Origin of the sequence: Streptococcus oralis (genome assembly GCF_001588645.1) — a bacterium.
In the GTDB taxonomy this organism is placed as follows: domain Bacteria; phylum Bacillota; class Bacilli; order Lactobacillales; family Streptococcaceae; genus Streptococcus; species Streptococcus oralis_AB.
On record NZ_LAYF01000001.1, the window covers coordinates 16,074 to 36,546 of the forward strand.

At 41.5% G+C, this 20,473-nt stretch carries 18 protein-coding genes and 1 pseudogene; all 19 read right to left on the bottom strand.

Annotated features, from left to right (window positions below; translation table 11 throughout):
• Positions 1 to 12 precede the first annotated feature (12 nt).
• The 19 genes and pseudogenes from ccdA2 to A0739_RS00140 all read right to left on the bottom strand — a co-directional run bounded on the left by ccdA2 (position 13) and on the right by A0739_RS00140 (position 20,395).
• Positions 13 to 723, bottom strand: a pseudogene (gene ccdA2 / locus A0739_RS00050) (thiol-disulfide oxidoreductase-associated membrane protein CcdA2).
• 163 nt (positions 724 to 886) lie between these two features.
• Positions 887 to 1,438 carry a GNAT family N-acetyltransferase gene (locus tag A0739_RS00055; RefSeq protein WP_061586647.1) on the bottom strand — a complete coding sequence of 184 codons (552 nt, stop codon included), beginning with the start codon at positions 1,436 to 1,438 and terminating at the stop codon, positions 887 to 889.
• A 349-nt stretch (positions 1,439 to 1,787) separates the two neighbouring features.
• Positions 1,788 to 2,612, bottom strand: a complete 825-nt coding sequence (nadE, locus tag A0739_RS00060) for an ammonia-dependent NAD(+) synthetase (protein WP_061586648.1) — start codon at positions 2,610 to 2,612, stop codon at positions 1,788 to 1,790.
• Positions 2,609 to 4,069 (bottom strand): nicotinate phosphoribosyltransferase, encoded by a 1,461-nt coding sequence (locus A0739_RS00065; RefSeq protein WP_061586649.1) that lies wholly within the window; start codon positions 4,067 to 4,069, stop codon positions 2,609 to 2,611. The genes nadE and A0739_RS00065 overlap by 4 nt, the downstream gene beginning before the upstream one ends.
• A gap of 116 nt (positions 4,070 to 4,185) precedes the next feature.
• On the bottom strand, positions 4,186 to 4,674 hold the full coding sequence (locus A0739_RS00070) for a DUF6773 family protein (RefSeq protein WP_061586650.1): 489 nt from the start codon (positions 4,672 to 4,674) through the stop codon (positions 4,186 to 4,188).
• Positions 4,664 to 5,137: a DUF6773 family protein gene (locus A0739_RS00075; RefSeq protein WP_061586651.1), complete on the bottom strand. Its 474-nt coding sequence runs from the start codon at positions 5,135 to 5,137 to the stop codon at positions 4,664 to 4,666. Before A0739_RS00075 ends, A0739_RS00070 begins: the two co-directional genes overlap by 11 nt.
• On the bottom strand, positions 5,127 to 5,336 hold the full coding sequence (locus A0739_RS00080) for a helix-turn-helix transcriptional regulator (protein ID WP_001107501.1): 210 nt from the start codon (positions 5,334 to 5,336) through the stop codon (positions 5,127 to 5,129). The genes A0739_RS00075 and A0739_RS00080 overlap by 11 nt, the downstream gene beginning before the upstream one ends.
• 201 nt (positions 5,337 to 5,537) lie before the next feature.
• Positions 5,538 to 5,948: a GNAT family N-acetyltransferase gene (locus A0739_RS00085; protein ID WP_082243766.1), complete on the bottom strand. Its 411-nt coding sequence runs from the start codon at positions 5,946 to 5,948 to the stop codon at positions 5,538 to 5,540.
• Between the two features lie 92 nt (positions 5,949 to 6,040).
• Positions 6,041 to 7,405: an amino acid permease gene (locus tag A0739_RS00090; RefSeq protein ID WP_061586652.1), complete on the bottom strand. Its 1,365-nt coding sequence runs from the start codon at positions 7,403 to 7,405 to the stop codon at positions 6,041 to 6,043.
• Between the two features lie 76 nt (positions 7,406 to 7,481).
• Positions 7,482 to 7,964, bottom strand: a complete 483-nt coding sequence (gene greA, locus A0739_RS00095; protein WP_000818765.1) for a transcription elongation factor GreA — start codon at positions 7,962 to 7,964, stop codon at positions 7,482 to 7,484.
• A gap of 62 nt (positions 7,965 to 8,026) precedes the next feature.
• On the bottom strand, positions 8,027 to 9,778 hold the full coding sequence (gene mltG / locus A0739_RS00100; RefSeq protein ID WP_082243767.1) for an endolytic transglycosylase MltG: 1,752 nt from the start codon (positions 9,776 to 9,778) through the stop codon (positions 8,027 to 8,029).
• A gap of 74 nt (positions 9,779 to 9,852) precedes the next feature.
• A complete protein-coding gene (locus tag A0739_RS00105) occupies positions 9,853 to 10,356 on the bottom strand; it encodes a GNAT family N-acetyltransferase (RefSeq protein ID WP_033630017.1) in 504 nt (167 codons plus the stop codon).
• Complete coding sequence (locus tag A0739_RS00110; RefSeq protein WP_033630018.1) at positions 10,353 to 10,820, bottom strand: GNAT family N-acetyltransferase; 468 nt, start codon at positions 10,818 to 10,820, stop codon at positions 10,353 to 10,355. The genes A0739_RS00105 and A0739_RS00110 overlap by 4 nt, the downstream gene beginning before the upstream one ends.
• 9 nt (positions 10,821 to 10,829) lie before the next feature.
• The gene (gene murC, locus A0739_RS00115) at positions 10,830 to 12,164 is read right to left on the bottom strand and encodes a UDP-N-acetylmuramate--L-alanine ligase (RefSeq protein ID WP_000048081.1); all 1,335 of its coding nucleotides are present in this window, start codon (positions 12,162 to 12,164) and stop codon (positions 10,830 to 10,832) included.
• Between the two features lie 11 nt (positions 12,165 to 12,175).
• Positions 12,176 to 12,787 (bottom strand): hypothetical protein, encoded by a 612-nt coding sequence (locus A0739_RS00120; RefSeq protein WP_000806747.1) that lies wholly within the window; start codon positions 12,785 to 12,787, stop codon positions 12,176 to 12,178.
• Between the two features lie 47 nt (positions 12,788 to 12,834).
• Positions 12,835 to 15,930 (bottom strand): DEAD/DEAH box helicase, encoded by a 3,096-nt coding sequence (locus tag A0739_RS00125; protein ID WP_033630020.1) that lies wholly within the window; start codon positions 15,928 to 15,930, stop codon positions 12,835 to 12,837.
• Positions 15,931 to 16,022: 92 nt separating this feature from the next.
• Positions 16,023 to 17,189, bottom strand: coding sequence for a MalY/PatB family protein (locus A0739_RS00130; protein ID WP_033630021.1), 1,167 nt, complete (start codon positions 17,187 to 17,189; stop codon positions 16,023 to 16,025).
• Positions 17,190 to 17,196: 7 nt separating this feature from the next.
• Positions 17,197 to 18,291, bottom strand: a complete 1,095-nt coding sequence (locus tag A0739_RS00135) for a cystathionine gamma-synthase (RefSeq protein WP_061586653.1) — start codon at positions 18,289 to 18,291, stop codon at positions 17,197 to 17,199.
• Positions 18,292 to 18,436: 145 nt separating this feature from the next.
• On the bottom strand, positions 18,437 to 20,395 hold the full coding sequence (locus A0739_RS00140; protein ID WP_061586654.1) for a peptide ABC transporter substrate-binding protein: 1,959 nt from the start codon (positions 20,393 to 20,395) through the stop codon (positions 18,437 to 18,439).
• Positions 20,396 to 20,473: the final 78 nt, after the last annotated feature.

Genomic DNA, 20,473 nt, shown 5'->3' on the forward strand with positions numbered 1-20,473 from the left:
TCTTTTTCCTCTCTATTCAAATAATGTAGTCAAAATGGAAGCATTCCCCAAAAGCACCAAGATTCCCATCACGATAATGAGAAAACCACCTACTTTTTTGAGGATTCCGAGATAAGGATGGAGTTTTCGGAAATGTTTCAAAACATAGCTGGAGGCGAGAGCTAGAACTAAAAATGGTAGCGCCAATCCCAGCGTATAGACCAACATGAGACCAGCTCCCTACCAAGCTCCTGAACCACCTGAAGCTGCCAAAACCAAAACAGATCCCAAAACCGGCCCTACACACGGTGTCCAAGCAAAACTAAAGGTTAACCCCAGTAAAAATGCCTGACTATAGCCGTTACCCTTTTGCCCTTGTCTCTTTAATTGTAGCCTTCTTTCCTTGTAGAGTCCCTGCAAATGTAAGACTTCCATCTGGTGCAAGCCCAAGAGAATGATAATCGCACCCGTCACATACTGAAACCAAGAAGCATACAGCAAATTGCCTAAAAAACCAGCTCCATAACCCAGTAAGATAAAAACAAAGGAAATCCCCGCTATAAAGGCCAGAGTTCGCAATAAACTTACAACTGAGATTGAAAATTTTCCACTAGAAGCCTGAGCATCATTCTTATCATCCAACAAGACCCCCGCATAGACTGGCAACAAGGGTAAAATACAAGGAGAAAAGAAGGAAAGAATTCCAGCAAGAAAAACACTGATAAAAAAGATTATATTGTCCATTGCCTTCCTCCATTCTTTGATTTGATAGGACTATTATAGCTCCAAAACTCCAGAAAAAACAGGGACAATGATAGGGAAAAATAGGAATTTAATCAGTTTATTTAGAAATCTGGCACAAAAAAAGCCAGACAAGGTCTGACTTTGATAGAAACAGAAAAGAGAATCACCTGTCTTCTCTGCTTATCTGGTAATAAATAAGGTCCGCAACGTAGTCTTTTCTCTCCACACCATTGGCAATAGTTTTTAGATAAGACATTCCCGCTTTTTCCATCACACGGCCTGAAGCTGGGTTGAGACTAGCGTAACGAGCTCTGACTTTTTGAAAGCCTGCTTGAGTAAAACAAAAATCTAACACAGCTTTCAAGGCCTCCGTCATCATACCACGACCCCAATAATCTTTTCCTAAAACATACCCAATTTCACAACTTAAATCTTCCTCGTGCATTTCAATGATGCTGATATCTCCTATCACATGCTCTGGGTTTTCTTTGAGACAAATGGCCCATTTGTAATAGTTGGGATTGGTATAGGATGCAGCCCAATTTCGAATTGAGTTCCGAGTCACCTCAACATCAGGATGAGGATCCCAGGTGACATAGGCCAGATTCTCAGCAGACGAAGCCCAATTTTGAAACATGGCTTCCGCATCACTCTCCACAAATCTTCTCAAGATCAAACGTTCTGTCTGTAATATTTGCGTACCGATTGCTTTCATAATGTTACCTCGCTTTCTAAGCTTAAGGCTCAAGCTAAAAAGGTCCCCCGGACCTTCCTCGCTTTCTCATTTCTAGGCTCAGGGTAAAAAGACTATACTCAGTAACAGCTAGAAAACAAGTGTTTTATCTAATCCCTTGACGCAGTCGCTGTCTGGTTTGAAATGCGCTTTACCAAGCTTTTTCAAACCTAGTCATCGTTGCGGGGGTGAGATAAGGAAAATCGAACTCTACGAGTTACCTAATCTGACTCGTTTTCTTATTTCTAGACTCGTTCTGAAAACCTCCACTGGAGGTTATTCTTGCTCTCGATTTTCAAGGCAAGAAGCTAAAAAGGTCCCCCGGACCTTTTTACTCCCAAAAGTCATCAAAGACGGTGATTGGTAGGTGGCGTTTGTGTTGGCCTTTGTGCCACCAGTTTTCGATAGTCGCTTGGGCTTCTGGACTGATGGTTTTGCCTTCAAGGTAGTTATCAATTTCATTGTATGTGACTCCCAAGGCTACTTCATCTGCAAGGCCTGGTTTGTCTTCTTCCAAATCTGCTGTTGGGATTTTTTCATAAAGGGCTGGGTCTGCACCAAGTTCCTTCAAGAGTTGTTTTCCTTGGCGTTTATTGAGGCGATAAAGAGGGAGAATGTCTGCACCACCGTCACCAAACTTAGTAAAAAAGCCTGTGATATTTTCCGCAGCATGGTCTGTTCCAATGACAGCTCCGCTATGGGCACCCGCAATGGCATATTGGGCAATCATACGACTACGAGCCTTAATATTGCCCTTGTTAAAGTCTGAAACAGGACTTCCTGTCGCTTCAACTGCAGCTGCCATGGCATCAGCTGATTCCTTGATATTCACAACCAAGCTGACATCTGGCTGGATGAAAGCAAGAGCTTTTTGAGCATCTGCTTCATCAGCTTGCACGCCATAGGGCAGGCGGACAGCGATAAATTGGTAGCTGTCATCTCCTGTCTCAGCTCGCATTTCTTCCATCGCTAATTGTGCCAAGCGCCCTGCCAAGGTTGAGTCTTGTCCTCCAGAAATTCCTAGTACAAAGGTTTTAAGGAAGGGATGTTTTTTCAAGTATCTTTTTAAGAAGTCAATCGAACGACGGATTTCATCCTGGGCGTCAATCACTGGCTTGACACCTAGTTTCTGGATAATGGTCTCTTGCAAACTCATTCTTCTTCTCCTTCACCAAGGGCTTCCTTGCGCATCTTATCAATCAAATCCATCTTATCTTGCCAAATATCACGCGCCAAGTCCACTGGATAGTGCTGCGGATTGAGCACGCGTTTGTATTCATCCCATAGCTTGTCAAATTCCTTACGGGCATAATCCTGAATCTCAGTCAAACTAGGCAAGTTGTAAACTAATGTTCCTGCTTTGAAGATGTCCACTAAGAGAGGAACAGCATCAAAATTACGAACGGTCTTTTTGATATAGGTATAGGTCGGATGGAACATCTTGATTTCAGTCATGCCACTCACATCCACACCGTCATAGGTGATGTAGTCACCTTCTGACTTACCTTTTTCACGACTAGTAATGCGCCATACCTGCTTCTTACCTGGGGTCGATACTTTTTCAGCATTGCTTGAAAGCTTGATGGTATTGCGCATCTTACCAGTTTCATCTTCAATAGCCACAATCTTATAAACCGCTCCAAGGGCTGGCTGATCATAGGCTGTAATCAGCTTGGTTCCCACCCCCCAAACGTCAATCTTAGCGTGTTGCATTTTGAGGTTAAGGATAGTATTTTCATCGAGGTCATTGGAAGCGTAAATTTTGGCATCTGGATATCCAGCCTCATCTAACTGTTGGCGAACTTTCTTGGAAATATAGGCTATATCCCCTGAGTCGATACGAACGCCTTTAAAATTAATCTTGTCTCCCAGTTCACGAGCTACCTGAATAGCAGCTGGCACACCGATGCGAAGCGTATCATATGTATCTACTAGAAAGACACAGTCACGATGGGTTGATGCATAAGCCTTGAAGGCTTCATAGTCGTTCCCATAGACCTGTACCAAGGCATGGGCATGAGTCCCCAATACTGGAATACCAAAGAGTTTCCCTGCCCGCACGTTGCTGGTTCCATTAGCCCCACCAATCACGGCTGCGCGTGTTCCCCAGATAGCTGCATCCATTTCTTGCGCACGACGTGTCCCGAACTCCATCAAGGGTTCATCCTCAATGACCGAACGAATACGTGCTGCCTTAGTCGCTATCAAGGTTTGAAAGTTAACGATGTTCAAGAGAGCCGTTTCGACCAATTGACATTGGGCTAGAGGACCTTCCACCTGTACAATCGGTTCATTAGCAAAAACCAAGTCCCCTTCCTGAGCAGAACGAACCGTCAACTCCAACTTGAGATTGCGGAGGTAGTCTAAGAACGCCCCATGATACCCAAGCGACTCCAAGTAGTCAATATCGCTATCTGAAAAGCGTAAGTCTTCAAGATAATGTACAATTCTTTCCAAACCAGCGAATACTGCATAGCCGTTCTGAAAAGGTTGCTGGCGGAAATAAACTTCAAAGACCGCCTTTTTATTGTGAATTCCTTGGTCAAAGTAAACTTGCATCATGTTAATCTGGTACAAGTCCGTGTGCAATGTCAAACTATCATCTGGATACATCTGTTTTCCTTCTTCCTACTTTACAAAGGTATGAACGTATTCTACCACTTTCACACCATCCGATAAATTAGTACTATTATAACACATTTTACTGAGATTGATAAAAAGCTAACAAGCTATTCTCCATTCTCCAGTTCATCCATATCTTGCTCAAACTTTTTTTGAGCCCATTCGCCATAACTTTTAAGCCCAAGATTGCCGATAAAAACCCAAGGAAGGTAAATCAGATAAGTAATAACCCAAGCAGACAAATATTTAAGGTTCAGAGGATTGTGCTGATAAATTTCGATATTGAATTGATAATTCTGCAACATCAAAAGAGTCGTAATAGCAAGAGTTACCAGCAAACACCCTCCAATCGTAAAATGAAAACGACTATAGTAGTTCACACCCAAATCTCGAGCACGGCCGAAAAAGTAAGAAGTTCCAATAATGATAATGATGAGAATCATTCTCGGATTAAAAAAACTTGGTGCTAATACTGTAATCATATAAGATAAAAGCAAGAAAGCTATAGAGATATAGAAACTTTCAGCCCCCGCTTTATTCATCAGTTGTTCTTCTCTTTCGTCTAGTAATTGATAATAAAAAAATCTATTTTTCATCTTCTTCCTCCCAAACTTGCTGATTTCTGCGATTCAAGTATAGGATAACTCTATCCATAGAATAACTCCCAACGAGATAGATGATAACTGCTAGAAGCACTTTTAGGGAGTACTTCCAAGTCAATAGATTGACCAATTCCTCGCGATTGCCTACGATATCAATCAATAAAATCACTATAGAAAATCCCAAAGCAGATAAAATTCTTTCTTTTCCAGTATTCTCAACAATATCTCGAATGTCAATTCCTACATACATGCGGCGAATAATGGCATACAAACCGACTCCAATCAATAAAAGTAATTCTGGTAAATAGGACAAAAGTGTTAAATTGAAAATATAAACTTTGGCAAAAATTTCCAGTGCCAAAAATAGGCACATTCCCAAGAGAATTTCTCCTGAAATCTTTCCGTCTAATTTTTCCGTACGTTCATCTTTGATCACGAGTTTTTTTCTATTTTTCATCTTCTTCCTCCCAAAATAATTGATCTAAAGTTTTGCCTAAGCATCTGCAAATGGACTGGCAGAGGGAGAGACTAGGATTGTATTTCCCTGCTTCTATCAAGCCTATAGTCTGCCTAGTAACACCAACAGCCTCTGCCAAATCACCCTGTGTCATATCAAGTTCCACACGAGCTAGTTTTAGCTTTAAATTTTTAGCCACTTGTTTCCTCCTTTTAATTTTTAAAAAGTTGCGCTCCTTTTCTCAAATACATTATACCATATATCTGACTTAATGCAATATATAAATGTCATTTTGTAATATTTTATTGACAAAAAAACTCCCTATCATCTTACATGATAAAGAGTATTCGTTCTTTTTTGCTACTTAGCTAAGCTCCTCTTCAAAGGAAAGAAGTCTAGATCACAAATCCTTTTGGTAATAGTATCTTTGCCCTGTATAGGGATAGTCTTGCAAGGTAAAAACTTCCTTGTAGCCATGGCTTAGATAAAAATCTGGCGCTTGAAACTGGTAAGTATTGACAAAAGCAAACTGACAGTTTCGATTCTTGGCTTCATTTTCAGCTCGCTGCAATAGTTTCAGACCAATTCCTTGTCCTCGCAATTCCTCTTTCACAAACAAATATTCGATTTCCAACCAATTTCCAAAAGTCTCAGCTACTAAGCCTGCCATGAGATTGCCCATTTCGTCTTCGACATAAAGATTCAGTGGCTCGCTTTCAGCCTCTTCTCTTTTAGAGCGATTATAAGCACGAATCAAATCCCCTATTTCTTGCGCTTTATGCGATTCCTTATTTTCCAATCTAACGTGCATCCAAACCTCCTAATAAACTACTACAGCTTGATTATAATCCTATTTCAATAGACTGTCAAACAAGAAAAAACTCACCAAACAGAGTTGATGAGTTAGTTTCTAAATTTCCACTGACTATAAATCCCAAAAACAAGGATCCAGATAGCAGAACCAACTGCCCCCATGAAAGTGGACTCTTGCAAAAAGAGAGTCACAAAAACAAAGACAAAAAAGAGAATGGTTAGGGGATTAAGCAAGCGATACTGAGGCATGAGATAGCCATCAGCCATGAAATCTTGTGACTTGCGGTATTTGAGATGGGCCACCATAATCAAGATATAAATCGCTATGTAAACACCTGATGAAGACGCCGTAATCAAAGCAAAAGCATCGGAAACACCTGGTAGCACGTTGATAAAGGCTGCCAGAGCAATCAAGATTGCTGAGGCGATGATGGCATTTTGTGGAACATTGTGACGAGAAAGGGTATCGACCTTGATGGCCTTTAAGAAACGATTGGGCGAATCATGGGCAATCTGATATAAGTGTCTCCCTGTTGAGTAGAGAGTTGAGTTAAGAGCAGACGCCGCTGATGTCAAGACAACAAAGTTGATTAGAGCTGCTGCCCACTTGATCCCCGCCAGTTCAAAAACCGTTACAAATGGAGAATCTGAAGAATTAAGATAAGACCAAGGAATAATGGCCATAATCGCAATGAGAGCTCCCCCATAGAAGAAGATAATTCTGAGAGGAATTTCCTTAACAGCTTTGGGCAAGACCTGACGAGGGTTCTTTGTTTCAGAAGTTGTCACCCCGATAAACTCAATCATCAGGTAAGCAAAAAATACCATTTGAAAGGCCATGACAAAGTTCATAACTCCGTTTGGAAAAAGAGAGAACTGGTCGCTGATATTTGCCAAACTTGCAACACCATGCGGTGTCTTAAAGCCTGTCAAAATCATAAAGACCCCAGTGGCAATCATAGCTAAAATCGCCACAATCTTGACCATAGCAAACCAAAACTCGACTTCTCCAAAGAGCTTAACCGCAATCAAGTTGACCAAAGCCAAAATCGTTAAAAAGACAAGCTGAATCATCCAGCTAGGCCAGGTAGGAAACCAGAAGCGGACATAGTCCGAGATGGCAGTGATTTCTGCCATACCGATAAAGACAACTGACAACCAATAAGACCAAACTGAAAAATATCCCCAGCCTTTCCCCAAATGACGGGTGATAAAGTTGATAAAGGTATGCTGTTCTGGATCCTGATATAGCATCTCCCCAACAGCCCTCATCATCAAAAACATAAAGGCTCCTGTAATCATGTAAATCAGGATGATAGAAGGTCCTGTAAGACTGATAGAGCGACCAGCACCTAGGAAAAGTCCAGTTCCGATTGTTCCCGCAATGGCCATCACCTGAACATGGCGATTGGTTAAACCACGCTCCATTTTATTTTTCTTCTTATTTGAACTCATATAGTCTCCTATTTATCCAAAAAACCAAAAAGGAGTTGAGCAAGGTAAAACCTTCACTACTCCTTTTTCATCCTATTTAGGCTGTTTTCTCAACCTTTAAGATTTTGACATCATAGCTACCAACTGGTGTTTCAATCGTTGCAGTATCGCCAGTCTTCTTGCCAATCAAAGCACGGCCAATCGGACTTTCATTTGAGACTTTACCAGCAAAAGCATCTGCACCTGCAGAACCGACGATGATGTAGACCTCTTCTTCGTCTTCACCGACTTCTTGGATTGTTACTGTTTTACCGATTGCTACCTCATCTTGGGCAACTGCATCGCTATTAACAATTTCAGCATAGCGAATTTTTGTTTCTAGACTTGAAATTTGACCTTCAACAAAAGCTTGTTCATCTTTCGCTGCTTCATACTCACTATTTTCTGAAAGGTCTCCATAGGAACGAGCAATCTTGATACGCTCTACGACTTCGGGACGACGGACGAGTTTCAACTCCTCTAATTCTTTTTCTAGTTTTTCCTTTTCTTCAAGGGTCATTGGGTAAGTTTTTTCTGCCATTTTTTTAACTTTCTTTTCTATTTACTTTTTTAAAACAAAATTATGTGGAAAACCACATAATTTTAGTTTGAACTACTTGCTTGAGGTAACTTGCTATTGATATGCTCTGCAACGTTTTGATCATGTTCTTCTTTTGTTGTTGCAAAGTATACTTTACCATCTTCAACATTGGCTACAAAGTACAAGTACTCACTCTTTGTCTGGTTTACACTTGCTTCAATCGCATCCGAACTTGGGCTATCAACCGGTCCAGGCATGAGGCCAAGGTGTGTGTAAACATTGTATGGTGAATCAATCGTTGTATCAATTCCAGCGTCATCTGCTAAACTAATCTTTTGACCAAGTTTTCCTTGAGCATATAGGATAGCGATATTACTTTGAAGTGGCATACCGGCATTCAAGCGGTTATAGAAGACACCTGCGATTTTCTTGCGGTCTTCGGTCTTAGCTCCTTCTTTTTCGACAAGAGAAGCAATGCTGAGCAATTCATTAACTGTCAGATTCTTTTCTTTGATCGTAGCGTAATATGGTGACATAGCCTTATCCATAGCAGCCACCATCTCATCAATCAAACTTTCAACAGTTGTACTGTCTTTGATTGTATAGGTCGCTGGGAAAAGGTAGCCTTCAAGACGATAACGAACGCCACTATCTTTTGTTGGAAGACTTCCAAGTAGGTTTGGATACTTGGCTACTAATTGTGAGATAAAGGTCTCATCTTGAGCTTTTGCCAAGAAAGCATCCGCAGTAAGAGGTTCTTTAAATTCACCTTGAAGTTGTCCTACTGTTTGAGCGATTTGCTCTAATGTATAGCCTTCTGGAATGGTCAAGTTTGCAAGAACAGGTGCCTGAGCTTCAGGAGTCCCACCTTTTTGCAATTCTTGAATCAACTCATCCGTACTCATACTCTTCTTCAAGTTGTAATAACCTGACTTCAAGTTAGCATGGCTATAGTATTTAGCATAAAGGCTAAAGATCAGTCCATGTTTAACCAAACCAGATTTTTCCAAGGTGCTTCCAATTTCTTGAACATTTGCACCGTCTGGGATTTGAACCGTTACGTAGTCCTTAGAGCTCGCATCCACAGGTTTCAAAGAATCTTGAACGTAACCATAACCAAAGTAACCACCAACTGCAACGAGTACTAGGAGAACTAGAACTGTTACTAGGCAACCTTTGGCTTTTGATTTTTTCTTTTTCTTAGTTGGTGTTGCACCTTGACGACGACTACGACGCGGAGCATCAGCTAATCCACTGCTAGATTCTGTAGAAACAGGCTCAACTCTTTCAGGCATTCCTGGGGTGATTTCCTCTTTCTTGTCTTCTGTTTTATAGGTTACGGCAACCTTAGTCGGAGTATCGTTAAATTCTTTTTCTTCGGGTTTAAGCTCAACTGGTTCTACCTTAGGTTGAACAGGTTCCACTACAGGTTCTTCAGCCAAATGAATCGGCTCGACTAGAGGTTCTTCAGATTCTACAACTTCAATCTTGTCGATGATTGGCTGTCTAATCTCTTTCTCTTCTTGTCCATCAGTTTCATCAGTTCTAGCACTTGAAAGTGGAGGAACACTTGGTGCATTTTTTAGGATTTTATCGACAACAGATAGGGAATCAGCCATCAACTCTTCTGTTGACGTTTCTGGTTCAAGATCTGAAGGAGTTGCTGAACTAGCTGGAGATGATGAAGCCGTCAGATTTGGAATCTCTACTTCTTTCTCTCTTTTATCTTGTTCTTTTACTCTTTCTAAATCACGTAGAATCTGCTCTTTAAAGCTTAATTTTTCTTCTTCTCTTGATTTTTCAGTCAAAAGCATTACCTCCTTGTTGACAATCCATAATATTATATCTTAAAAGTCGCAGAAAAGCAACCAACTAGGGCATTCCCTAGCTAGTTTTCTTTATTTTCAGGCTGCCAGACCATATCATACCATGTTTCCCCAGCAAAGCTTGACTGAGATATTCCTTCATTAACAAAGCCATGTTTTTCATAATAGGCGATAAGGTAGTCATGACACGTCAAGTTAATGCCCTCTCGTTCATGTTCTAAAGCGACTTCTTTCAGAGCCTTTAATAGTCTTTTCCCAACTCCCAAAGCTTGTGCTTCCTTGGCAATAGATAGGCAAGTCACAGAAATATAACCTCCAGGTTGATGACTATAGTCTTTTATTTTTTCTGTAAAGGACTGATCATGTAGATGGCGGTTCGGAACGACTGGACCTTCGATATAACCAAGAATACGCCCCTCTTTTTCAGCTACCAGAAAACTGGTCTGAATTTCCTGCAAATGCGCCTCAAAGACCGAACGAGGAATGACTTCCTCCAGTGAAAAATTCTCCAGCTCTATCTCTATAATCCGATCCAAATCCGAAAATCTTGCTTGTCTGATTTTCATATTTCCTCCTGATAAAAGGGATTTTCCCAAATCAGATACCATTCAGAACCACTGCCATAATGACTCTCGGTCACTTCTTCTTCAACAAAGCCATTCATTTCAAAATATGATAGTAGTTCATCAGGACTTTGCAAAAGAATACCTTGGTAATCTAGTTCGACTGTCACCTGTTTCAAGGCTGCAAGAAGAAGAGTTCCCAGTCCCTGTCCCCAATAGTCAGGATGAATGGTCAAGGATTTTATTTCTATCCATTTGGGATGAATAGACTGAGCTTCTCCCAAAACATAGCCTAGGAGCTGATTTTCATCCCCAGCTACAAGAAAGGTACCCGCAGACTTGCGGATACTCTCTTCTAAGGATTGGCGGCTAAGTGTCTCTTCTGATGAAGGATTGGCTTCTTCAATCGCCAACATTTCTTCTAAATCTGATAGGGTAGCTTGCCTTATTGTGATTGGAATTTCCATCTGTTTTCCTTATTGGACGTTGCTTGTCAAGTTAGACAAAAGACGTTCAAATGAATATTCATAGGTTTGGATGTCTCCTGCACCCATAAAGACGTAAACAGCATTGTCATGGTCTAGGAGTGGAGAAACATTTTCAACCGTAATAACCTGGTGTTTCTTGTTGATTTTATTAGCTAAGTCTTCTACTTTGACATCACCATGGTCCACCTCACGAGCTGATCCATAGATTTGCGCTAGGTAGACGGCGTCTGCTTGATTCAATGCATGGGCAAATTCGTCCAACAAGGCAATGGTTCTTGTAAAGGTATGCGGTTGGAAGACTGCCACGATTTCCTTGCTTGGATATTTTTGACGAGCCGCATCCAAGGTTGCAATGATTTCTGTTGGATGGTGGGCAAAGTCATCAATGATCACTGTATCATTGACAATTTTCTCAGTGAAACGACGCTTAACACCTGCAAAAGTTTTCAAGTGTTCACGCACTAAGTTCAAATCAAAGCCAGCTGTGTAAAGAAGACCAATAACAGCTGTCGCATTCATGATATTGTGACGACCAAAGGTTGGAATGTGGAATTGACCCAATTCTTGTCCACGGAAATGAACGGTGAAGGTCGAACCAGTTGTTGAACGAAGGAGATCACTAGCTACAAAGTCATTGCCCTCAGCTTCAAACCCATAGTAATAGATTGGTGCATTGGCTGTAATCTTACGCAACTCAGGATCTTCACCGTATACAAACAAACCTTTGGTAATTTGTTTGGCATAGTCGTTAAAGGCATTGAAAACATCCTCTAGACTTGTAAAGTAGTCTGGATGGTCAAAGTCAATGTTGGTGATGATAGAATATTCTGGGTGGTAAGGCATGAAATGGCGCTCATATTCGTCTGATTCAAAGACAAAATATTTAGCATTGGCCGAACCGCGACCTGTCCCGTCACCAATCAAGAAGCTGGTATCTGTGATATGAGACAAAACGTGAGACAACATCCCAGTCGTTGATGTCTTACCATGCGCTCCTGCAACCCCCATGCTGACAAAGTCACGCATAAAGCTACCTAGGAATTCATGGTAACGTTTGTAGCTGATACCATTTTGATCTGCATAGGCGATTTCAACGTTGTTATCTGGACGGAAGGCGTTCCCCGCGATAATCTCCACATCACCTTGTAGGTTTTTTTCATCAAAAGGAAGAATCGCAATCCCTGCCTGCTCTAGTCCACGTTGAGTAAAGTAGTATTTTTCAACGTCTGAACCTTGAACCTTATGTCCCATTTGGTGCAACATCAAGGCCAAGGCACTCATCCCTGATCCCTTGATTCCAATAAAATGATATGTTTTTGACATGCTTTTCTCCCCTACTCAGTAATTCTTGTCAGATTCAACTCTTGGGCAACCTGACGTTCCTGTTCTGTTTGCTTATTCTTTTTATTATAGATTTGACTCTTCTTTAGAAAATCATAGTTGTTCTTTTTAGCTTTTTCCGTTTGGGTTTTTGAAATTGGATTCGCTACTTGGCCAACCTCCTCAGCTAAGATATAGTGAGACTGGCTCAAGTTTTTACTAAATTTGGCAAACTCACCTGGATTTTCCTTTTGAAATGGTGCTGTTGGTTGGTTTCCTTGACGAACAAGTGTTGAACCATTGTGTCGTCTGGTATGACTAACATCCTGAGTCAAATACTTGGCTGAACGTTTCTTCTTCAAATCCGCACGCGCCTCTTCTCGAGCCAATTCAGCATACGTTTTTTCAACCTTTTTAGATTCTGGGCTCGGCTTTGACTCCTTATTAACCACTGGAGAAACTACGGTTTCTTCCTCATTGATAGGAGACCATTCCAAATAGTTCTTATCGCGGTAATCACCTTTGATATTGCTAATAAAGTCTGACTCATCGTACAAGTCCATGACTGGCATTTTGGTCAGCATGATCTCATCATCTGACACCAATGGAAATCGATCTTGTTTCATTTTGTATTTCCTTTCAACACTTCATTATAGCGTATTGTCTTGATTTTTCAAGTGCTGGCTTCAGAAATTCCCAAAATTTCACGAATTTCTGCCAGACTGAGACTCGCACGCGACTCCGTACCATCTAAAACTTGGGAAACCAAATGTTTCTTTTGTTCTTGAAGTTCTTGGATTTTTTCTTCAATGGTCCCCTTGGTAATCAAACGATAGACCTCGACCATCTGCTCCTGCCCCATGCGGTGTGCTCTTCCGATAGCCTGGGCTTCGACAGCGGGATTCCACCAAAGGTCAACCAAAATAACTGTATCAGCTCCCGTTAGATTAAGACCAACACCACCCGCCTTCAGAGAGATGAGAAAGGCGTCTCTTTCTCCCTGATTAAAGGCCTTGGTCATCTCTTGTCTGTCATGAGCAGGAGTTGAACCTGTGATTTTGAAGGAGGTCAAGCCCAAGTCTGGGAGTTCTTGCTCGATTTTTTCCAACATTTCTTTGAACTGGGAGAAAATCAAGACCCGATGCCCACCATCAGCCACTTGTAGCAATAAATCTCGAAGACTATCCAATTTACCACTAGCTCCTTGGTAATCGTCCATGAAGAGAGCTGGCGTATCGCAGATCTGGCGCAAACGCATGAGTCCAGATAAGATTTCTACCCGACTTCTTTGGAATTCTTGATCTGTCACTTGCGCTAGGCGGTCTCGCATCTGTTGCAACTGGGCGAGATAGATGGCCTTCTGTTGGTCTTCCAGTTCATTTTTATAGACGACTTCGATCAGGTCAGGTAGTTCTGTAAGAACTTCTTCTTTCTTACGCCTCATGACGAAAGGCTTGATAAACTGCGCGACTCGGTCAGCCGGTAATTTCATAAACTCCTTTTTACTTGGCAAGAGCCCCGGTAGCACAATTTGGAAGATAGACCACAACTCTCCTAAATGATTTTCGATGGGCGTACCTGACAAAGCAAAGACTGCCGGCACCACAAACTGGCGCAAACTCTGAGCAATCTTGGTTTGGGCATTTTTCATGACCTGGGCTTCATCTAAGAAGAGAAAATCAAAAGCCATCTCTTGATAAAGTTCGCTGTCTTGACGAAAGGTGGCATAGCTAGTCACATAGATTTGGTGATTTTCAGAAAGAATTGCTTCTCGATTCGCTTTCAAACCATGAACGACAGCCAAATCTAACTGTGGGGCAAATTTTCTAAATTCATCTGCCCAATTGTAGATCAAACCTGACGGCGCCAAAATCAAGACTCGACTATCTTCTGTCACCTGACTGGTCAAAAAAGCGATGGTTTGCAGTGTTTTTCCCAGTCCCATATCATCGGCTAGGATGCCACCAAAACCATAGTGATGAAGCATCTGGAGCCAACGAACACCCTTTTCCTGGTAGTCTCTCAAACTCGCCTGCACCCGTATATCTCCCAAAGGAAAGTCCTCTGGATGGGTCAAATCATGAGCTAAATGCCGAAATTCTTCCGAGAAGGAGATCCTGTCTCGACCTTCAAACAACTGAGACAAACTGTAAGCTAGGGATTTCCGAGCCTGAAAAGAACCATCTTTTAGCTCAACCCCCAGTTCCTGCAAATTTTGACGAATCTGCTTGGTTTCCTCATCAAAAAAGTACACTTGGTCAGAAGAACTGATATAGAAATCCTGATTGCTGGTCAGGGCTTTAAGAGCTTGATCAATCTCTTCTTGTGCAATCCCTTGGAAATCAAATTGAATTTCCAACAGTCCTCCCTTGGACTCAATCTGAACCTGAGGAGCTTGGACGCTGTAGAGCTGATTCATCTCATCAGACAAAAAAACCTGACCCAACTTCTCAAAAGCTGGAATCGTATGGTGAAAGAAAGAATAAACTGCCTCTGGCTTCAAAGCCTGTCTCCAAGACTGAAAATCAGCCTCAAAACCAGCCCCTAAACAGACTTGAAATAGCTGATTTTCCAAGACGGCATCGCTTGAAAATGGTAATTTTTCCAGCTGTTGACGACTAGTTACCTTAACATCTCCATAGTCAAACTGGATATCCAAACGGATGCGGCCGTCATTCTCCCTATCAAAGTAAAAGATTGGTGAAAAGGGTCTAATTTGCAAGCGCACAGGAGCAGAAACTGTACCCAGCTGTCCAAATAAAGGAAGACAGGCGGCCAGACGGTCACGATCACTGTTGTCAAACTGGAGGCATTTTCTCCCTCTTTCCTCCTGAGGGAGCTCTTTGATTTCCTTTAGGAGGCTGATTTGTTTAGGGTTTAAGAGATAAAGATTCCCCTTACGAAAGAGAACTGCCCCTCCATAGAATACGTTAACTCGCTCACTTTCAGAAATCTCCATCTCAAAATAATCGGGATACTCCTGCACAGCAAAAGAGAAAAGGTTTGCTTCTGGATCTAAATCATGAAAGAGAAGATTTTCATAACTAGTAATCTGGTGCTCAAAATGAAAATCTTCCAAGTTCATCAGCAACTCCACTCCCTGCTCAAAAAAGGTCAGAGGGAAAAAGAGGTGACGACCTTGATTGGGGAAAAAGAGGTCTTGACTCAGTCCCTCCTCAATCAAGCCACATAAAAAAGTAAGAACTTCTTGACTAGCTGTATCAAAAGCATCCCAAGACAAGTCATTTTCATAGTGTTTCCCAATCATATATGGCTTTCGATGAACCAAGATCTTCAAAAAGAGAGGGATGTCACGAATGACATAATATTTTTGACTATCAATTAAACCGATTCGGAGTGTCCAAAGGAGGCGATTGGTCCCAGCTTCCACCTGACCTTGAGCCGACAAAGTGTAGATTTTCTCTCGCTTCTGAGGTTGGATCCGCTCCAAAAAACTACCGCCAAAACTAACCTTGGTTTCGACCTTTTCTTGCTCTTCATGTCCTTTTTCTAAGGCTTGTAAAATCACCTGGCCTTCTTCATCATTTTTCAGATAATGCTCGAGCGCTGCGAGGTGAACACAATAACCTCTTTTTTGGAAAAAATCGCAAGCACAAAAAACTAGATCATCCTCTAAACTGTAGCGTAAGTCTTCTCCCGCGACACGTGTATAGAGACAATTCCCTTTTTCCTTGATAATCTCAATATTGCCCGTTTCATAGAGAGTAACCCCCTCCATGCGCAACTTTCCCGGAATCAATTTAGCCATAGTTACCCCTTTATCTTATCTTTTCATTATACCACATTTTCCCCTACGAAAATAGCCTTCTAGGAAGACTTTTCTCCTAGAAGGCTGGATTTTTAAAGTGTAGCAAAAGTGGTCACGATACGTTGGCAAACTTCTTCCAGTACGGACTTCGGCATAGCTACATTGAGGCGGGCATGAAGAGTTCCCTCCTCCCCAAAGTCCAAACCTCGGTTCAAGATAACCTTGGCTTCATTCTTCAAAAGCTCTTGCAAGCGGTCATCCGTTAGGTCATAGGCTGAAAAATCAAGCCAGATCAAGTAGGTACCTTGTGGTTTCATGACCTTAATCTTGGTTTCGTTGCCCAAAATATCCACTACATAGTTAATGTGGTCCTCGATGACTTCTTTTAACTCTCCTAACCAGTCCTTACCATAACGGTAGGCAGCTTCTGTCGCCAAATACCCCAAGCCTGAGATTTCATGTTGGTTATTGGCCAACTGGCGTTTTTGGAAAGCCACACGAAGCTTTGGATTTTCAATAACTGCATAGGAATTCTTGGTCCCAGCAATATTAAAGGTTTTAGTGGCACTGCTCAAGATAAGGGCAAAGTCTTTAAAGGCGGGATCAATGGTGTTAAAAGACTGGTGTTTGTGACCAAAGAGGGCCAAATCTTGGTGAATCTCATCTGAAACCAACAAAACACCATGTTTTTGGCAGAGATGACCAATCTTTTCTAACACTTCCTTTTCCCAAACACGTCCACCAGGATTGTGGGGATTGCAAAGGATATAGAGTTTGACATCCTCTCCCACCAATTCCTTCTCCAGCTGGTCAAAGTCAATCTCAAACAGCCCGTCCTTTTCCACCAAAGAATTGGTAATCAATCTGCGATTGTTCAGTTTGACACTGCGGGCAAAAGGTGGATAGACCGGTGTGTTAATCAGAACAGCCTCTCCTTCTTTTGTAAAGGCTTGAATAGCTGTTGAGATAGCTGGTACCACTCCCTCTATAAAGACGAGGGCATCCTTGTCAAAGTGATAGCCGTGTTGACTAGCTTCCCAGTTCTGAACCGACTCAATCAAAGCATCACTAGCATAGGTATAGCCATAGACCAACTGATCTGCGTAGGCTTGTACAGCTTGTCGAACCTCAGGCAAAACCACAAAGTCCATATCTGCTATCCAGGCTGGTAGAACTTCTCGGTCAGCTTCTGCTTCTTTCCATTTATAGGTATGGTGCCCAAAACGATTGGGCAGGCTTGTAAAATCATATTTTCCCATATCTATCTTATCCTTCCAAAACTTGGCGCAAGTCCGCAATCAAATCTCTAGCATCTTCAATCCCAATGGATAAACGCAAGAGGTCATCTGTTAAGCCATAGGAATGGCGCACTTCTGCTGGAATATCCGCATGGGTTTGAGTCGTCGGATAGGTGATCAGACTCTCCACCCCACCTAAACTCTCAGCAAAAGAGAAAACCTTGAGGCTATTTAAAATATGAGGAATTCGACTTTCATCAGCCACTTTAAAGGAAATCATTCCCCCACGACCAGTATAGAGAACTTCCTTGACTGCAGGTGAACCTTTCAGATAGGCCACAATTTCTCGCGCATTAGCTGTCGAACGCTCCATACGCAGTGACAAGGTCTTAAGACCACGAATCAACTGATAACTATCAAATGGAGACAAGACCGCACCTGTCGTATTGAGATTGTAGAACAGTTGTTCATATAGTTCTAAACTATTAGTCACAACTACCCCAGCCAAAACATCATTGTGCCCTGCTAGATATTTGGTAGCCGAATGAAGAACAATATCTGCACCGTCTTCAATCGGTCGTTGGTAAATTGGGCTGTAGAAGGTATTGTCCACCACTACCTTGGCACCCTTGTCATGAGCTAGTTTTGCCAGTTTTGCAATATCAAATTCCAACATCAAGGGATTGGTTGGCGTTTCGATATAGAGAACATCCACATCATTTTCCAGCTCAGCAATCAACTCTGCTTCAGTATTGGCATAGGTAAAATGGAAACGACCTTCCTGCTCCACTTGGTTGAACCAACGGAAAGAACCACCATAAAGGTCTCGAACTGCCAAGACTTTACTTCCTACAGGAAAGACACTAAAGGCCAGTACAATCGCAGACATACCTGAACTCGTTGCTAGTGCATAGTCTGCTGATTCAATCGCCGCCAATACTTCCTCCGCCTTACTGCGAGTTGGGTTTTTGGTACGAGTATAGTCAAAGCCCGTAGACTGACCGAACTCTGGATGCTGATAAGTGGTTGAAAAATGAAGCGGTGTTACCAAGGCACCTGTAGTCTCATCTGACTTGATCCCAGCCTGGGCCAAAATTGTGTTGATGTGTAGTTCTTTGCTCATACAATACCTCCAAATCTATAGTAACTATTGTACCACTTATTTTCACTAACTCATTTTCTTGTTTTCAAGAGCTAGTTATAGTTTCAAACTATATAAAAACGATAGTTCCTTGAGAAACTATCGTTTTTCCTGTTGAATAGACTGGTTATTTAACGTGTTTTGCCAGTTCTTCTTGGGCTTTTTTATTTGATTCTTCTTTTTCTTTTAGCCATTTTTCTTTAGCTTTTTCATACTCATCAGCCGTTACAGTCTTATCTTGTAACTTGAGATACTTGTATGATTCGACACCCTTATTTCCAGCTTGTGAGAATGGTGATGAGAATGGAACTGTCTTTCTCAAGGTCGGTGTTCCACCCTGAGAAACGTTTGGAATTGCAAGGGCGCTATCAACGAGCCAAGCTTGAATTTCAGCATATTTTTCATAACGTTTTGCTGGATCTTGCTCCTTGTTCGCTTCTTCTAACATTTGAGTGTAAGTATCCAGACCAACTGCCTTAGCCTTGTCATTGACCTCACCTGGTTCTAGACCAATGTTTTGCAACATACCGCCGTTATTGACATTTAAGATATCAAGATAGCTTGATGGATCCAAGTAGTCCGCACTCCAACCCCCATTATAGATATCAAAGTCTTTTTGAGCTGCAGTTTGAGCTAGGTAGCTAGAGTTGTCAAAGTCATCTGTTGATAGCTGTTGGATATCGATAACCACATTCTCAGCTCCTAGAACAGATTCGATGGATTGTTTCAAAGAACTTGCTTCAAGTACACCTTTTTTAGCTGATTGGTCAACTGATACATCCAAGTGGATTGGAAATTGTACACCCTTAGCTTCCAATTCTTTCTTAGCTTCTGCAAATTTAGCTTTAGCTTTATCAGGATTGTAGTATGGGTCTTGTGCATCTGCAAAATTGATTCCTTGCCATTCTTGGCCATAGTTGACCATCTTTTCTGAAACAACATCGCCAAAGTCTTTTCCGTTGATACTTACAAATGTTGGAGGTACAACCAAGTTACGAATAATCTTTGTTGCTCCTTCTTCCCCTTGAGATTGTGCTCCATAGGCTGTACGGTTATAAGCATAGTTGAAGGCTTGACGGAAGTTTTTATTCAAAACTGCTTCTTGGGTTGATTTCTTTTCGATATCTGATGATTTAGACGTGAAGTTATATGATTTTCTATCCAAGTTGAAGTTTATGTAATAAGAAGTTGCATTTTGCATGCTATAGATGATGTTATCCTTGTTCTTCTCTTTAATTCCTTCAAAGCTTGAGCTATTTGGATAGAGACGCGCGTAGCTATAGACTCCTTCTACAAAGTTACGTGCTAGTGCATCTTGGTCACTACCATCATAATAGGACAATTTCACATCATCCACAAAGACATTTTTTTCATCCCAGTAATTTGGATTTTTCTTGAATTCGATCACAGATTTTGAAACAAAAGATTTCATTAAGAAAGGTCCATTGTACAAAATGCTAGAAGGATCTACCTTACCAAAATCATCCCCTTTTGATTTTAGGAAGTCTGCATTGACAGGGAAGAGAATGGTTGAAGTTGTTTTAGAATTCCAATAAGGTTCTGGACGTGTCAAAGTATACTGAACTGTTTGGTCGTCAATCGCCTTAACACCGACAGTTGAAAAGTCACTTGTTTTCCCGTTGATATAGTCATCCAAACCTGCTACCGAGTCTTGAACCAGGTACAAGGCTTCGGATTTTTTATCAGCAGCATATTTCAAACCTGTCACAAAGTCTTGGGCCGTTACAGGGGCATATTCTTCACCCTCATAAGTATACCATTTTGCATCCTTACGCAATTTGTAAGTATAGGTCAAACCGTCCTGAGAAACAGTCCAATCCTCTGCCAATGATGGAACATAGTTACCATATTGGTCATTTTCCATCAACCCATCCACCAAATTGGTCACGATGTCATTGGTTGTTGCACGGTTTTCTGCAAGATAGTTCAAACTAGATGGATCACTCGAATAAACATAGTTATATGTTTTAGAAGCGCTACTTGAATTTCCACATGCGCTCAGTAAGATACCTGCGCTTAACACGACACTTGCAAATGTCAGATACTTGGCCTTAGACTTTTTCATTTCCAGAACCTCCTGTTTAAAAGTTTTGTCTTATTATACAGCTTTAGTTTTATTTAGTCAAGTGATTTCTGAAGAAAA